This is a genomic window from Paraburkholderia jirisanensis (genome assembly GCF_054782355.1).
The window spans coordinates 150,809-165,994 of sequence record NZ_BAAGSQ010000033.1; the positions used below are offsets into that span (position 1 = coordinate 150,809).

10 protein-coding genes are annotated in these 15,186 nt (G+C 63.3%); all 10 read right to left on the reverse strand.

Annotated features, from left to right (window positions below; translation table 11 throughout):
- A partial coding sequence (locus ACYVNQ_RS32765; RefSeq protein WP_460908922.1) for an MFS transporter occupies window positions 1–336 on the reverse strand: 336 nt, incomplete at its 3' end.
- Between the two features lie 298 nt (window positions 337–634).
- Window positions 635–2,368 carry a SpoVR family protein gene (locus tag ACYVNQ_RS32770; RefSeq protein ID WP_460908924.1) on the reverse strand — a complete coding sequence of 578 codons (1,734 nt, stop codon included), beginning with the start codon at window positions 2,366–2,368 and terminating at the stop codon, window positions 635–637.
- Window positions 2,365–3,633 carry a YeaH/YhbH family protein gene (locus ACYVNQ_RS32775; protein ID WP_460908926.1) on the reverse strand — a complete coding sequence of 423 codons (1,269 nt, stop codon included), beginning with the start codon at window positions 3,631–3,633 and terminating at the stop codon, window positions 2,365–2,367. Before ACYVNQ_RS32775 ends, ACYVNQ_RS32770 begins: the two co-directional genes overlap by 4 nt.
- Before the next feature lie 147 nt (window positions 3,634–3,780).
- Window positions 3,781–5,703 (reverse strand): PrkA family serine protein kinase, encoded by a 1,923-nt coding sequence (locus ACYVNQ_RS32780; RefSeq protein ID WP_460908928.1) that lies wholly within the window; start codon window positions 5,701–5,703, stop codon window positions 3,781–3,783.
- Window positions 5,704–6,745: 1,042 nt separating this feature from the next.
- Window positions 6,746–7,507: a 2-keto-4-pentenoate hydratase gene (locus ACYVNQ_RS32785; protein ID WP_460908930.1), complete on the reverse strand. Its 762-nt coding sequence runs from the start codon at window positions 7,505–7,507 to the stop codon at window positions 6,746–6,748.
- A 531-nt stretch (window positions 7,508–8,038) separates the two neighbouring features.
- Complete coding sequence (locus ACYVNQ_RS32790) at window positions 8,039–9,829, reverse strand: methyl-accepting chemotaxis protein (protein ID WP_460908932.1); 1,791 nt, start codon at window positions 9,827–9,829, stop codon at window positions 8,039–8,041.
- 393 nt (window positions 9,830–10,222) lie between these two features.
- Window positions 10,223–11,152, reverse strand: a complete 930-nt coding sequence (rbsK, locus tag ACYVNQ_RS32795) for a ribokinase (protein ID WP_460908934.1) — start codon at window positions 11,150–11,152, stop codon at window positions 10,223–10,225.
- A gap of 107 nt (window positions 11,153–11,259) precedes the next feature.
- Entirely contained in the window at window positions 11,260–12,294 is a 1,035-nt protein-coding gene (locus tag ACYVNQ_RS32800) for a LacI family DNA-binding transcriptional regulator (protein WP_460908936.1), read from the reverse strand.
- Between the two features lie 123 nt (window positions 12,295–12,417).
- Window positions 12,418–13,482 carry an ABC transporter permease gene (locus ACYVNQ_RS32805; protein WP_460908938.1) on the reverse strand — a complete coding sequence of 355 codons (1,065 nt, stop codon included), beginning with the start codon at window positions 13,480–13,482 and terminating at the stop codon, window positions 12,418–12,420.
- The gene (locus ACYVNQ_RS32810; protein WP_460908940.1) at window positions 13,479–15,083 is read right to left on the reverse strand and encodes a sugar ABC transporter ATP-binding protein; all 1,605 of its coding nucleotides are present in this window, start codon (window positions 15,081–15,083) and stop codon (window positions 13,479–13,481) included. The genes ACYVNQ_RS32805 and ACYVNQ_RS32810 overlap by 4 nt, the downstream gene beginning before the upstream one ends.
- Window positions 15,084–15,186: the final 103 nt, after the last annotated feature.

Sequence of the window (15,186 nt, forward strand, 5' to 3'; positions counted from 1 at the left end):
CGTCGGCAACACGGCGATCACCAGCGAGCCGCCGCACATCATGAACACCGACACCATCATCGCGAAGCGGCGCCCGCGCTTGTCGGCGAGGCGCCCGAAAAACCAGCCGCCGATCGGCCGCATCAGAAAGCCCGCGGCAAACACGCCGGCGGTATTGAGCAGCTGCGTGGTGGTATCGCCCTTCGGGAAGAAGGCCGGCGCGAAATACAGCGCGCAAAACGAGTAGACGTAGAAATCGAACCACTCGACGAGATTGCCCGACGACGCGCCGACGATCGCGAAGATGCGCCGGCGCGTGTCCTGCGCGGAGGAGGTAAATACAGTCTGATCGACCATGATGCTTTGTCTTCCTGTCTGGAATGGAATGAGCGGTCGTATTGCCGCTTTCAGCGTTGCTTTCAGGACGCATCGCGCCACTCTGCGAATTTTATCTATATGTAAGAATTCGCGGAGTCCGAATGTTACCCGATATCGCGCTTGTTCCAGACGTGCTCTATACAAAATCCTCATGAAAACGCGGCCCGCGCTGCAGCATTGGATGGTGTGCGCGGGCTGGAAAACAAAAAAGCCAGCCTTGTCGAGGCTGGCTTTTTAACCGGATCGCCGTAAGCGATCAGAAAGTACCGTAAGCGCGCTAGGCCCGGATCGTCGGTGCTGTGTAGCGACACTCGTAGCGTTTGCGCACCGTGCCGTTTTCGTCGACGCTTTCCAGATACACGTCGAACTGCCACAGCCGTGCCATGTGCTTCAGCACTTCATCGCTATCGCCGGACAGATGCCGGTTGTCGCTCATGAAGTGGCGCAGCGTCAGGCTCCGGTCGCCGCGCGTATTGACCGACCACACCTGGATGTTCGGCTCGCGGTGGTGAATGTCGTACTGCCGCGACAACGACTGGCGCACGTACTGGTAACCACTGTCGTCGTGAATCGCCGACACTTCGAGCGCATCGCGCATGTCGTCGTCGAGCACCGAAAACAGGCGCATTTCGCGAATCAGATGTGGCGACAGGTACTGCGCCACGAAGCTCTCGTCCTTGAAATTGCGCATCGCGTAGTGCATCGCCGGCAGCCACGGACTACCCGCCAGTTCCGGGAACCACTTGCGGTCTTCCTCGGTGGGGTTTTCACAGATGCGGCGGATGTCGCTCATCATCGAAAAGCCCAGCGCATACGGGTTGATCCCGCTGTAGTAAGGCTTCGTCACCGGCGGCTGGTACACCACGTTGCTGTGCGAGTGCAGAAACTCCATCATGAAGCCGTCTTCGAGCTTGCCCTCGTTGTACATCGTGTTGAGCAGCGTGTAATGCCAGAACGTCGCCCAGCCTTCGTTCATTACCTGGGTCTGACGCTGCGGATAAAAATACTGGCCGACCTTGCGCACGATGCGGATCACTTCGCGTTCCCACGGCTCGAGCAGCGGCGCGTTCTTTTCCGCGAAATACAGCAGGTTTTCCTGCGGCTCGGGCGGATAACGATCTTCCGCTTCCTCGGGCAACGGCACATGCTTGTTCGGCAGCGTGCGCCACAGTTCGTTCACTTGTGACTGCAGGTACGCCTCGCGTTCGCGGCGCGCGGCAAACTCTTTCTGCAGCGACAGTTTCTGCGGCCGCTTGTAGCGATCGACGCCGTAGTTCATCAGCGCATGACACGAATCGAGCAGCTCTTCGACCCGGTCAAGGCCGAAGCGCTCTTCGCATTCGGCGATGTAGTTCTTCGCATAGACCAGATAGTCGACGATCGCGTGCGCATCGGTCCACAGCTTGAACAGGTAGTTGCCCTTGAAGAACGAGTTGTGGCCGTAGGCCGCATGCGCGATCACCAGCGCCTGCATCGTCATCGTGTTCTCTTCCATCAGATACGCAATGCATGGATTCGAATTGATGACGATCTCGTACGCGAGGCCCATTTGCCCGCGTCGATAACTCTTCTCGGTGGCAAGGAAGTGCTTGCCGAACGACCAGTGGCGATAGTTGACCGGCATACCGACGGATGCGTACGCATCCATCATCTGCTCGGAGCTGATCAGTTCAAGCTGGATCGGATAGACGTCGAGCTCATATTGCTCTGCAACATGCGAAATATGAGTGTCGTACTCTTCGATCAGTTCGAAGGTCCAGTCGGACGGACACGGCAACGGCCGTCGGTCGGCAACGTTCATACGGACTTCCCTTTGCCCTTGGGTGGGCGCCCCGGTTTGTCCTTGTGCGCGAGCAGCCTGCTGCGGCCCGCCTTTTCCGGAATCCGGCACATACGTCTTGTGTGCGCCGGCACCGGCGTCGGCATGCTGCACCTTGCTATCCGTCTGCACGCCTTTCTTGCGCTCCGGCTCGGAACCGGGCGCGTCGTCCTGCGAGTGTCGATTGGTCATGCTTCCACGTGCTTTTCGAACAGTTCGCGGAACACAGGGTAAATGTCCGCGGCTGATTCGACCTTTTTCATCGCCATATGCGGCACGCTGTGCGCAAGCTGCGCATATTCGAGCCACAGGTTCTGTTCTTCCGGCGTCACCTGGATGTACGCAAAATACCTTACCTTCTCGAGAATGTCATCTGCAAGGATCTTGCGGCATTTCGGAGAATCGTCGGTCCAGTTATCTCCATCCGACGCTTGCGCGCCGTAAATATTCCATTCAGTGGGCGAATAGCGTTCGTCGAGAATCTTCTGCATCAGCTCGAGCGCGCTCGATACGACCGTGCCGCCGCTTTCGGTTGAATGGAAGAAGGTGTCTTCGTCCACTTCTTCAGCGCGCGTGTGATGGCGAATGAACACCACCTCGATACGCTCGTAATTGCGCTTCAGGAACAGGTACAGCAGGATGAAAAAGCGCTTCGCGAGATCCTTGCGCTGCTCGTCCATCGAGCCCGACACGTCCATCAGACAAAACATCACCGCCTGGCTCGATGGCTCCGGCTGCTTCACGCGGTTCACGTAACGCAGGTCGAACGGATCGATAAACGGAATGCGCCAGATGCGGCCGCGTAGATGGTGAATCTCTTCTTCGAGCAGCTTGATCTCGTCGCGGCGATCGGCCGGATCGGCCTTCATCTCTTCGAGCTGCTTTTCGAGCTCGTGCAGATCGTTGACGAGCGGCGCACCGAGCGCAATGCGCCGGCCCAACGCGCTGCGCAGCGAGCGCACCACGTCGATGTTGTTCGGCGTGCCTTCGGCCGCCCAACCCGCACGTACGGCCTTCCACGTCGGGACCGCGAGCAGATGGGTTTTGACCAGACGCGGCAGTTCGAGGTCATCGAAGAAGTACTGCATGAATTCTTCGCGGCTCAGCTCGAACACGAAGTCGTCCTGGCCTTCGCCTTCGTTGCTCGCGCTGCCACCGCCGCCCCCGCCTCCACCGCCTTGCGGGCGCGCAATCTTGTCGCCGCGGATGTAGTCGGAGTTGCCTGGATGCACCATTTCACGCCGGCCGCCCGGCCCGTGCCGGAACGACGGTTCCGCAATGTCCTTGCGCGGAATCGTGATGCTCTGCGTGGTTTGAATGTCCTTGATGCTACGGTCGCGCACCGCGTCGGACACGGCGCGCCGAATGTAGCCCTTTACGCGGCGCAGAAAGCGCTCGCGGTTTGCGATGCTCTTGTTCTTGCCTGCCAGCCTGCGGTCGATGATTTGATGAAGCACACCCAGTCTCCCGCTCCGATTTCGAACACGCGAGACGCAAGTGGTGCATGCAACCTCAGGTCCATGCAGCCTGCGACTCGCAGAAGGCCCACGCGAGCACGGTTCGCTGTTGCTCGAACCCGCCGCGCGGGCTGCACATCACACGTGTCATGACGACTTGCGCACGCGCAGATACCAGTCACACAAGAGCCGCACCTGCTTCGGCGTGTAGCCTTTGGTGACCATCCGGTTGACGAAGTCTTCGTGCTTGCGTTGTTCCTCCGCCGACCCTTTCGCATTGAACGAGATGACCGGCAAAAGTTCTTCCGTGTTCGAGAACATCTTCTTTTCGATCACGACGCGCAGCTTCTCGTAGCTGATCCACGCAGGGTTCTTGCCGCCGTTGGCCGCCCGCGCGCGCAACACGAAGTTCACGATCTCGTTGCGGAAGTCCTTCGGATTGCTGATGCCCGCCGGCTTCTCGATCTTCTCGAGCTCGGCGTTCAGCGAAGCGCGATCGAAGCTCTCACCCGTGTCGTGGTCGCGGAATTCCTGGTCCTGAATCCAGAAGTCCGCATACGTGACATAGCGGTCAAAGATGTTCTGACCATACTCCGAGTACGACTCGAGGTACGCGGTCTGGATCTCCTTGCCGATGAACTCCGCGTAACGCGACGCCAGCACGTCCTTGATGAACGACAGGAACTTCTGTTCGGTTTCCGGCGGGAACTGTTCGCGCTCGATCTGCTGTTCGAGCACGTACATCAGATGCACCGGGTTGGCTGCCACTTCGCTCGTATCGAAGTTGAACACGCGCGACAGGATCTTGAACGCGAAGCGGGTCGATACCCCCGTCATGCCTTCGTCGACGCCGGCGAAATCGCGATACTCCTGGAACGACTTCGCTTTCGGATCGGTGTCTTTCAGGTTCTCGCCGTCGTACACCTGCATCTTCGAGAACAGGCTGGAATTCTCGGGTTCCTGAAGACGCGTGAGCACCGAGAACTGCGACATCATCTTCAACGTGCCCGGCGCACACACCGCGGTGGCCAGCGACGAGTTGCGCAGCAGCTTCTCGTAGATCTTCATTTCTTCCGAGTAGCGCAGGCAATACGGCACCTTGACGACGAAGATCCGGTCGAGCAGTGCTTCGTTGTTACGGTTGTTGCGGAATGCTTTCCATTCGGACTCGTTCGAGTGCGCGAGGATCACGCCATCGAACGGAATCGCACCGAATCCTTCCGTGCCTTTGAAGTTGCCTTCCTGGGTCGCGGTCAGCAGCGGGTGCAGCACCTTGATCGGCGCCTTGAACATTTCGACGAACTCGAGCAAGCCCTGGTTGGCCAGACACAAACCGCCGGAGTAGCTGTACGCATCGGCATCGTCTTGCGCGTATTGCTCGAGCTTGCGGATATCGACCTTGCCGACCAGTGACGAAATGTCCTGGTTGTTTTCATCGCCCGGTTCGGTCTTCGCAATACCGATCTGACGCAGCACCGAAGGATAGCGGCGCACCACGCGGAACTTGCGGATGTCGCCGTTGTACTCGTGCAGCCGCTTGACGGCCCACGGGCTCAGAATGCTCTTTAAATAGCGACGCGGAATGCCGTATTGCTCTTCGAGCACCGGGCCGTCTTCGTCGTAATCGAATAGCCCAAGCGGCGATTCGTTGACGGGCGAACCCTTGATCGAATAGAACGGCACGCGTTCCATCAGTTGCTTGAGACGCTCAGCAATAGACGACTTACCACCGCCTACCGGCCCCAGCAGATAGAGAATCTGCTTCTTCTCTTCGAGCCCCTGAGCAGCATGCCGGAAGTACGACACGACCTGCTCGATGACTTCTTCCATTCCGTAGAACTCACGGAACGCGGGGTATACCTTGATGACCTTGTTCGCGAAGATCCGCGACGTGCGCGGGTCGTTACGCGTATCGATCTGTTCAGGCTCTCCGATTGCCGTCAACATGCGTTCGCCAGCAGTGGCGTACGCGGCGGGATTGTCTTTGCAGAGCGCGAGGTACTCTTCGAGTGAAAACTCCTCCTCTCTGGTTCTCTCGAAGCGGGTCGCGAAACTGCTGTAGATATCCATGCTACCTCCTCGCCGAAGTCTGATTCGATGCCGTGCGCGGCGCGCTATCAGGAAACGACATCGCTCGAATTCATCCTAAACCCTTTTAAATTTTTTTTCACGAACTACGTTAAGAAATCGCGTGGCAGCGAACACTGGCAAGCTTCACTTGTGATCGCCGTTTCGTCCACCTACAATCTTGCGCCGCTCGCGACGATCGATGCGCGAATCAAAGCGGCCCTGCTGCGCGATTGCAGTACTGCATGCAAGCTACCTCAATGCGCGAAAACGTGCTGCCCTGCACGTGTCGTTCAAGCGTTTTCGGCACCTTCTCAAACACGTCTTGCGCGCGCCGTTGGCCGCCCCACATTGCAGCCGATATTGCGCCACATGGAGGCATGCCCGACCTGCACGCTCCCGCATTTACCCGTACGCAATCACACCTGGTGGCACAGCGCGCGTACGTGATGCATGGATGCGTGGCGTGCGCTGTTACATCTTGGTTCACGCGCTGTTATTACTGTGACCACGGTGACCGCATTTACCGCATTACCGCCTTTACGTTAACGCACGAGCCGCACCAACGTCGACACTGCAACCTGCTGTTACACGTTTCGCATCGGCACGTGCCAGACATTCGGCCCCGCATACCGCATTTCGTTCAACGCTAACTGACAACGCCGGAGCCAACCTGCCGGTAGCGTTTGCCCTTCGTCTCTGCAATGTGACGTTACACATAGCGTTACAGACGACGTTACAGATAACGCTACGCACATGATGCAAACGTTGCAGCGCGGCGATTCATTCCGATACCCGCGTCGTGCGCAGGGTTAGCTCAATGCGGTTCGCACCGGCATGCATCGATGCGTGTGCGTGCCCCCGCCTCGCGCGTCCGCTGTAACAGATGCCCTTAGCCTTATAACGATCGGGGCTTGCAATGTCTGCATCGGTAAATACGCGATGGCTGCATGCGATGCGCGATCGATATTCACTGCTGCGATGCTCCGCACGAAGCAGTAGCACGAAGCGCGCACGCTCGGCCCGCCGCGTGCGCCCCCTATGCTTACGTCAATTCGATTTCGACTTCGCCGAGGCCATCGATACGGCCGCGCACGATGCCCGGCTCGCCGATCCTGTGTGCGCCGACGTACGAGCCGGTAGTGATGGTCCAGTCGGGCTCGATCGTGATGCCCATCGCCGCGCAATGATTGACGAACCAGACCAGCAGTTCGCGCGGATCGCCTGCCGGATTGCCCGGTGCGTCGGGCACCAGAGACGCATTCTCGAAGCTCAGTTCGAGGGCCGGCGACACGAAGTCGAAATGGCGCACGAGGCTCGCATACGGCACGGGCTGGCCGGCGACCAGCGCGCCGTTATTTTGAGCATCGGCAAGTTGTGCGAGCAGCGCGACGTTCGGCCACTCGTCAAAGCGGCTGTCGACAATTTCGAGTGCCGGCAACGCGCTGCCGACCAGCGCGAGCACTTCGTCGCGCGCATAGGTTTGCCCGCGCGGCGCGACCGGCCCGGCGAAGCGAAACGCGATTTCGAGTTCGATCAGCACGTGAAAGAACGCCTGACGCTCGAGCCGCGCCGGCGACTGATAAGTGAGCGACGCGGGAATCGGCGCCCCCGACGCATCGCCGCCCGGCGACTTGGCACCGATTTTCCACGCGCCGGTGCGCACGCCGAGCCCGGCGATCACCGCCTGCTGGATCGCATACGCTGTGGCGGCGTCGGGCGGCAGGCTTTCGGCCGGCAGCGTTTCGATTGCGCGATGCTGGCGACGGGCCGCGATCAGGCGTTGCGTCAGATCAGGTTGCGTCATGTCGTTCCTTTCTGGCTGGCGTGTAACCGGAATACGAAGACAACGTGCGCGCTCAGGCGGACCGCCGCAGATTCAGAGACACGCGAACGCCGGCTTTCAGTCTCTTTCATTCTGGCTGGAAGCGGTTTTAATGCGCTTTCGGAATTCTTGCCGCCTCGGCACCCGCTATGCACCGCAGGTGCAAGCAACAAAAGGGGCAGCCGCGCCTGAGAATGTACCGGAACAAAGTCACGCCGGGTCGATTCCAGCACAGAGAATGCCAGAAGGATCAGGGGGCTCAACAAGGGGATGGTTGCCGCAGCGTCGCAGCCTGCGCTGCCGCGCGCGCGAACGGCGCGGCTGCTGCGGCAGCGACGTTGCGCGCGCGCCGCCAACCGTAACGAAGCCGTGCAGGATCAGGCTGCACGGCGGGCCGCGCGGCACGCTTCACGGAGCTCGACGCGCGCGCCGCTACGCGCATGCCGTGTAACTATTTCCGCTACCCGTGAACCGCGTGCAGCGCGCACCGAACCGGTTGTATCGACAACTGTGTCAGAAGGTTTCCCAGTCGAGATCAGCCGCTGCCGTGGCAGCCACTGCTGCGGGTCTGGGCGCGGCAGGCTTCGACGACGCAGTGGCGATCGGCGCAGTCGCCGGCTTCAGCGCCGCCGCGTTCGCTTTTGGCGCACGCCTTGGCGACGGCCGCACCGCGCTCGTGCTGCGCGCGGCAAAACCGGGCTCGCGCGGCGCGCTGCCGGACAGCGGCCGGTAACCTTGGCTACCCAGGTTACCCAGCGGGTTCCCCGCGAGCGACGCCTCTTCGACGTCGAACACCGAGACCGCCTTGCGCAGCTTTTGCGCCTGATCCTCGAGCGACTGCGCGGCAGCTGCGGCCTGTTCGACGAGCGCGGCGTTCTGCTGGGTCGCCTCGTCCATCTGCGTGACCGCGCGCGCGACCTGGTCGATGCCGCCGCTCTGCTCGCTCGACGCCGCGGCGATCTCGCCCATGATATCGGTCACACGCTGCACGGCGCTGATGATGTCGGTCATCGTGCGGCCCGCCTCGTCGACCAGCGCGGTGCCCGATTGCACGCGCTCGACCGAGGTATCGATCAGCTCCTTGATCTCCTTGGCCGCCGCCGACGAGCGCTGCGCGAGGCTGCGCACTTCGCCTGCGACCACCGCGAAGCCGCGCCCTTCTTCGCCGGCCCGCGCCGCTTCGACCGCCGCGTTCAGCGCAAGGATATTGGTCTGGAACGCGATGCCTTCGATGATCGCGATGATGTCGGCGATCTTCGTCGAGCTCTGGTTGATCTCGCCCATCGTGCCGACCACCTGGCCGACCACCGCGCTGCCCTTGTTAGCAATCTCCGACGCGTTGGCAGCCAGCTGGCTCGCCTGACGGGCATTTTCGGCGTTCTGCTTCACGGTGCCGGTCAGCTGTTCCATGCTCGCCGCAGTCTGCTGCAACGCGGAAGCCTGCTCTTCGGTACGCGACGACAGGTCGATATTGCCGGCTGCGATTTCGCGGGTGGCCGTGGCGATCGAGTCGCTGCCAGTACGCACCGAGCGCACCGTGTCGGTCAGGCTGCGCTGCATTCTGGCGATGCCGTCCATCAACTGCCCCATTTCGTCGCGCGAACGGGCGACCACCGGGCGGCGCAGATCGCCGGCGGCGATCGCGTCGAAATGGTCGAGCGCGTCTGCCAGCGGCTGCGCGATCGCGCGACGCAGCGTCAGGTACGAGAACAGCGCCGCGGCGAGCCCGGCGACGATCGCCGCGATACACACGATGCGAAACGTCGCGAACGTGCTTTGCGACGACTCGTAGTCCACCCGCGCCGAATTGAACTGGAACTTGCGCAGTTCGTCGGCGGTATTGGCCATGTCGTTGTAGGCGACCTGCAGCCGCTTGGCGCCGTCGACCACCTTGGCCTGCTCGTTGGCGCTGACGATCGCGACGAACTGGTCCATCACCTGGTACAACGCGTCGCGCTTCGCGGTGACCTGCTGGGTGACGCGGTCTTCCTCGGCGTCACGCGGCAGCGACAGGTAACGCTTCCAGCCGTCCTCGGCCTGGGTGCGCATTTCGCGCGCGCGCCCGAGCGTGGCCGGCACTTCCGGTGTGCCGAGCAGGAACGCCGCGCGGTCCAGCGCAAGGCGTTCGCGCGCAGCGAACATCTCCATCTTGTCGATCGCTACCGCGGCCGGCATTTCCTCGTTGTATGTGCTGTGCGCCGCGTCGTTCGCGCGGTTCATGCCAAATAGTCCCAGAACGCCGATTGCCGCCAGCAATACGGCCAGAAAAGCCATCGCCACGCCGATGCGCGCGTTGATCGTCATGCCTTTGCTCATTTTTCCCTGTGCCTGTCGAGAGTGGTCGCTGCGGATGCAGTCTGTGCGTGTGTGACTGAAAACGACGCCTTCTTTTGTGCGGCGCTCTGAGCGCGTTTACGACAAGACTTAAGGAATCTTGAAAATTCTATATAGTATGAGGATTATCCCTAATGCATACGTAAAAGCTGCAACGCCGGTTCATGTGCTCGTCACAACCAGAATTTACTAAGGGATACGACCTATTGCGCTGCGGCGTTGCTGAGGCGTGGCAGCGCGAGTTGCTGCTGTGCCAGGCTGGTCATCAGGCACCGTTCGGTGAAAGCAATCCACCGCTGTAAACGTCGACGGCCGGCCTTGCCGGCCGGCCGTCGTGGCATCTGAAAGTCGGTGCGCCGACGCTTACGAAGCGTCCAGCTCCGCGCGCGTCGGAATCGACGGCTGCGCGCCGGCGCGCGTCACCGACAGCGCTGCTGCGCGCTGGCCGAAACGGATCGCATCGCCGACCGCCGCGCCTTGCGCGAGCTGCGCGGCAAAGCCGCCGATAAAGGTGTCGCCCGCCGCGGTCGTATCGACTGCGGCCACGCGCGGTGCTGCGAAATGCTGCGGCACGCCGTCGTCGAGCACGGCCAGCACGCCTTGCGCGCCAAGCGTGACCAGCACGTTGCGCGCGCCCGCGCGGCGCAACGCGGCCGCCGCCGTCGCGGCCTCTTCCGGCGTGCCCACCGGCAGGCCGGTCAGCATGGCCGCTTCGGTTTCGTTGGGGATCAGGTAGTCGATCAGCGGCAACCAGCCGGCCGGCAGCGGCCCGGTGGCAGGTGCGGGGTTCAGCACGACGGCCTTGCCGAGCCGGCGCGCCGCGGTGAGCGCCGCCTGCACCGCATCCGGCGGCGTTTCCAGCTGGCACACCACTACGTCTGCGGCAGCCAGCACCGCTTCATGGCGCGCGATGGTGTCCGGCGTGAGCTCGCCGTTGCTGCCGGCGATGATCACGATCGCATTCTGCGAGCCGTCGTCGACGATGATCAGCGCGACGCCGGTCGGCGCCGACGGGCTGGTTTCGAGCGCCGCACAGTCGATCTGCTCGGCTTCGAGCCCGGCGCGCAGTTGCGCGCCGTTCGCATCGGCGCCGACCCGGCCGAGCATCGCCACCTGCGCGCCGAGGCGCGCGGCCGCGACCGCCTGATTGCCGCCCTTGCCGCCCGGCACCTGCGCGAAGCTCTGTCCGGCGAGCGTCTCGCCGGGCTGCGGCAGGCGCGCCGCGCGTGCCACCAGATCCATGTTCAGGCTGCCGACCACGGCCACCCGCGCGCGCGCTTGAGTCGATGCCACGCTGTTGTCTCCTTCGTTTGTTTATTCAGTTGCACAGCGGCACGGCGGCCGCTGCATGTCCCGCTCAAACCAGCCGCGGGCCGCACACCGCGTTGCGGCCGCATCCATCACGCCGGCACGCTGCCTTTGCGCCGCGCACCGACCCACGCTGCGGTCGATTCGCGCAACACCAGCCTCGGCGCGATCACCCGGCGCCGGCTCGGCGCCCCGCTTGCGCCGCCCGTCACGCGGTCGATCAGCGTCTGCGCGGCCAGGTCGCCGAGCGCGCGCACCGACTGGCCCACCGTCGACAGCGCCGGATACGTAAAGCGCCCGAGCTCGATATCGTCGAAGCCGATGATCGAGCAGTCGCGTGGCACCTGCATGCCGCGTTCGGCGGCCGCACGCAGCGCGCCGATGCCCATCATGTCGTTGCACGCGAAGATCGCCGACGGCTGCATCGTATCGAACAGTTTGCTGGCCGCCCAATGTCCGCCCATGCCGGAAAAATCGCTTTCGACGATCGCATCCGGCGGAATATCGATGCCGCGTTCGGACATCGCGCGAATAAAGCCGTGCACGCGCATCGCGCTCACCGCGGTCTCGACCGGCCCGGTGATGCAGCCGATCTTCGCGTGGCCCAGCTGCAGCAGATGGCGCGTAGCCAGATAAGCGCCTTTCTCGTGGTCGATCTGCACGAGGTCCGCCTTCACGCCTTCGATGTTGCGATCGACGATCACCAGCGGCTCGCGCGAATTGGCGAGGGTCTTGGCCAGCACCGCATCGTCGCCGGCCGACGCGACGATCAAGCCATCGATACGCTTTTCCTGCAGCACGCGCAGATAGCTGCGCTGCTTTGCAGGGTCGTCGTCGGAATTGCAGAAGAACACGCAGTAACCATTGCGCGCGCAACCATCCTCGATGCCGCGCGCCAGCTCCGCGAAATACGGGTTCGTACTGTTCGGCACCACGAGGCCGATCGTTGTCGTCGAGCGCGCTTTCAGCGAACGCGCAACCGCCGACGGCACGTAGTTCAGCTGGCGGATCGCGCGTTCGACCTTCGCCCGCACATCCGCCGAAACGGGCCGCGAGTTGTTCACGACGTGCGATACCGTCGTAAACGACACGCCCGCCGCCGCCGCTACATCCTTGATCGTCGCCATATCCTGTTGCTCCCTGCCTGTATTTACCGCGCCTCGGCACGGCCCACGCCGCCGCCGTCATGCCTGCAAAATGTCATGCGCGCCGCGGCGCGCTGCTGCCATACCGCCGCCGCGCGATCCTCGTCAGACACGCTTGCGGCGACTGCGGTACGTATCCAGCACGACCGCCACCACAATCACCGCGCCCGTAATGATGCGCTTGGTTGGCTCGTTTGCGCCGATCTGCGCCAGCCCGGCCGCCAACACCGAGATGATCAACACGCCAAAAAAAGTGCTGATCACCGAACCGCGCCCACCCATCAGGCTCGTGCCGCCAATCACGACGGCGGCGATCACCTGCAGCTCGACGCCGGCGCCCGCATTCGGGTCGGCGGCTTCGAGCCGCGAGATCTGAAACAGCGCCGCGAGCCCCGACAGCGCACCCATCAACGCAAATACGATCACCTTGTAAGGCTTCGGGTTGACCCCCGCCAGCCGCACCGCTTCCTCGTTCGTGCCGATGCCGATCAGATAGCGGCCGAATACGGTGCGCGTCAGCACCAGCTGCGCGACGATCATCACCGCCACCGCGATCAGAAAGGCCGGCGAAATGCCGAGCGCGATCGGGTTCGACAGGAAATCGAAGGCGTCGCCGATATAGGCGGTGCGCGAGTTGGTCATCTGGTACGCGAGGCCACGCGCCGCTTCGAGCACGCCAAGCGACACGATGAACGACGGGATGCGCCAGCCGACTGTCACCCCGCCGGTGATCGCGCCGGTCAGCGCGGCCGCCGCGAGGCCGAGCGCCGCGGCCGGCAGCGGCCCCCAGTGCCACTTCAGCGCCACCACGCTGACCACCGACGCACCCAGCGCCAGCACCGAACCGACCGACAGGTCGATGCCCGCGATGATCAGCACGAAGGTCATGCCGACCGACATCACGACCAGATCCGGAATCTGGTTCGCGATCGTGATGAACGTGTCGTACGTCAGGAAATGCGAACTCAGCACCGAGAACAGCGCGATCATCGCCAGCAGCGCGCCGGCGAGCCCCAGGTAATTCGAAAAGCCGAGCCGCGTGCCGGCCGGTTTGCCGCTTGCCAGCGGCGCCGACGGGTCGGCCGCGGCGGCCGGCTGTGCGGCCGGCTGCGCGGTTGACTGCGCCGCGCCTCGCGGGTTGGACTGCGGGTCGATTTGACGCTCGTTCATTGCAGTCCTCCTCGCGCTTCCGTACCCACTTGTCCCGCCGGCTTGCTCAGCAGCGCTTCGCGCTTGCGATAGCCGGCAAACGCCGCCGCCAGCAGCGCGTCCTGCGACCAGCCGTCGCGTTCGAACATGCCCGTCAACTGGCCGGCCGACATCACGCCGATCCGGTCGCAGATCAGCATCAGCTCGCGCAGGTCGCTCGACACCACCACCAGTGCGCGCCCCTCGCGGGCGAGCGCCCCCATCAGCCCGTAGATCTCGAATTTGGCGCCGACGTCGATGCCGCGCGTCGGCTCGTCGAACAGCAGCACCTTGCAGTCGCGCGCGAGCCACCGGCCGATCACGACCTTCTGCTGGTTGCCGCCCGACAGCTCGCCGACCGGCTGCGCAGGCCCCCACGTGCGGATATGCATCGCGTCGATCTGCTGTTGTGCGAGCGCGTTTTCGCGCCCCGCGTCGACCACGCCATGCCGCGCGATCCGCCCGATGTTGCCCAGCGAGATGTTCGCGGCGATCGGTTGCGGCAACAACAATCCTTCGCCCTTGCGGTCTTCGGTGATCAGCGCAATGCCTTGCCGCACCGCATCGGCCGGCGAGCCGATCTGCACCGGCGTGGGCGGCACGCCCGGTGCGGCGGCGAGCGACACCGTGCCGCGGTCTTTCAGGTCGGCGCCATAGATGAGCCGCATCAACTCGGTGCGCCCCGCGCCGATCAACCCGCTGACGCCGAAGATCTCGCCGGCGCGCACCTCGAACGACACGTCGCGCACCACGTTCGCGCGGCCCAGTCCATCGACCTTCAACAGCGGCGCGCCGATCCGGCGCTCGCCCAGGTCGATCCGCTCGCCGATTTCGCGGCCCACCATCAGCGTGACGATCTGGTCGCTGGTCAGGTTCGCCATCGCGTCGACCCGCACCAGCCGGCCGTCGCGCAATACCGCGATCTGCTCGGCGACGCGCGCCAGTTCTTCCAGCCGATGCGAGATATAAACCAGCGCGACGCCGCGTGCTTTCAGGCGATCGATCTGCTCGAACAGCAGATCGACTTCGCGCGCCGTCAGCATGGCGGTCGGCTCGTCGAGAATCAGCACGCGGCAATCGCCGATCAGATTGCGCGCGATCTCGACCATCTGCTGATGGCCGATGCCCAGTTCGCCGACCAGCGTGTCGGGATCGATCGCGTCGAGCCCCACTTGCGCCATCGCGTCGCGCGCGTCGCTGCGCAAGGTGCCGCGGTCGATCCAGCCGAGGCCGAACTTCGCGCGCGGCAGGCGATTCAGAAACAGGTTCTCGGCGACGGACAGCGTGGGCAGCAGGTTCAGCTCCTGCATCACCATGCGCACACCCAGCGCCTCGGCACTGGTGCGGCTAGTCGGCGCATACGGAGCGCCGGCCAGTTGCATGGTGCCGGCCGTAGGCGTAACGAGGCCGCCGATGATTTTCGACAGCGTGCTTTTGCCTGCGCCGTTCTCGCCAGTCAGCGCCAATGCTTCGCCGGCGCGCAGCGTAAGCGCGATATCGGACAACACCGGTTCGGCATAGGTCTTGCCGATTCCGGTCACGGACAGGACGGCAGGTGATGCGTCAGGGTCGGTCAAATCCATTATGTTCGAGGTTTCCGGCCGCCGCAGCGGGCCTCGTCCGCCGGGTACCGTCGGCGGACGAGGCAGCGCAGGACAGCCACGCAGGTCATGTCGACATATTGCG

What these genes read in the sequence shown, in the direction of transcription:
- ACYVNQ_RS32770 (WP_460908924.1), bottom strand. Translation starts at nt 2,368, where the DNA reads ATGACCAATCGACACTCGCAGGACGACGCGCCCGGTTCCGAGCCGGAG.
- ACYVNQ_RS32780 (WP_460908928.1), bottom strand. Translation starts at nt 5,703, where the DNA reads ATGGATATCTACAGCAGTTTCGCGACCCGCTTCGAGAGAACCAGAGAG.
- ACYVNQ_RS32785 (WP_460908930.1), bottom strand. Translation starts at nt 7,507, where the DNA reads ATGACGCAACCTGATCTGACGCAACGCCTGATCGCGGCCCGTCGCCAG.
- ACYVNQ_RS32790 (WP_460908932.1), bottom strand. Translation starts at nt 9,829, where the DNA reads ATGACGATCAACGCGCGCATCGGCGTGGCGATGGCTTTTCTGGCCGTA.
- ACYVNQ_RS32800 (WP_460908936.1), bottom strand. Translation starts at nt 12,294, where the DNA reads ATGGCGACGATCAAGGATGTAGCGGCGGCGGCGGGCGTGTCGTTTACG.
- ACYVNQ_RS32805 (WP_460908938.1), bottom strand. Translation starts at nt 13,482, where the DNA reads ATGAACGAGCGTCAAATCGACCCGCAGTCCAACCCGCGAGGCGCGGCG.
- ACYVNQ_RS32810 (WP_460908940.1), bottom strand. Translation starts at nt 15,083, where the DNA reads ATGGATTTGACCGACCCTGACGCATCACCTGCCGTCCTGTCCGTGACC.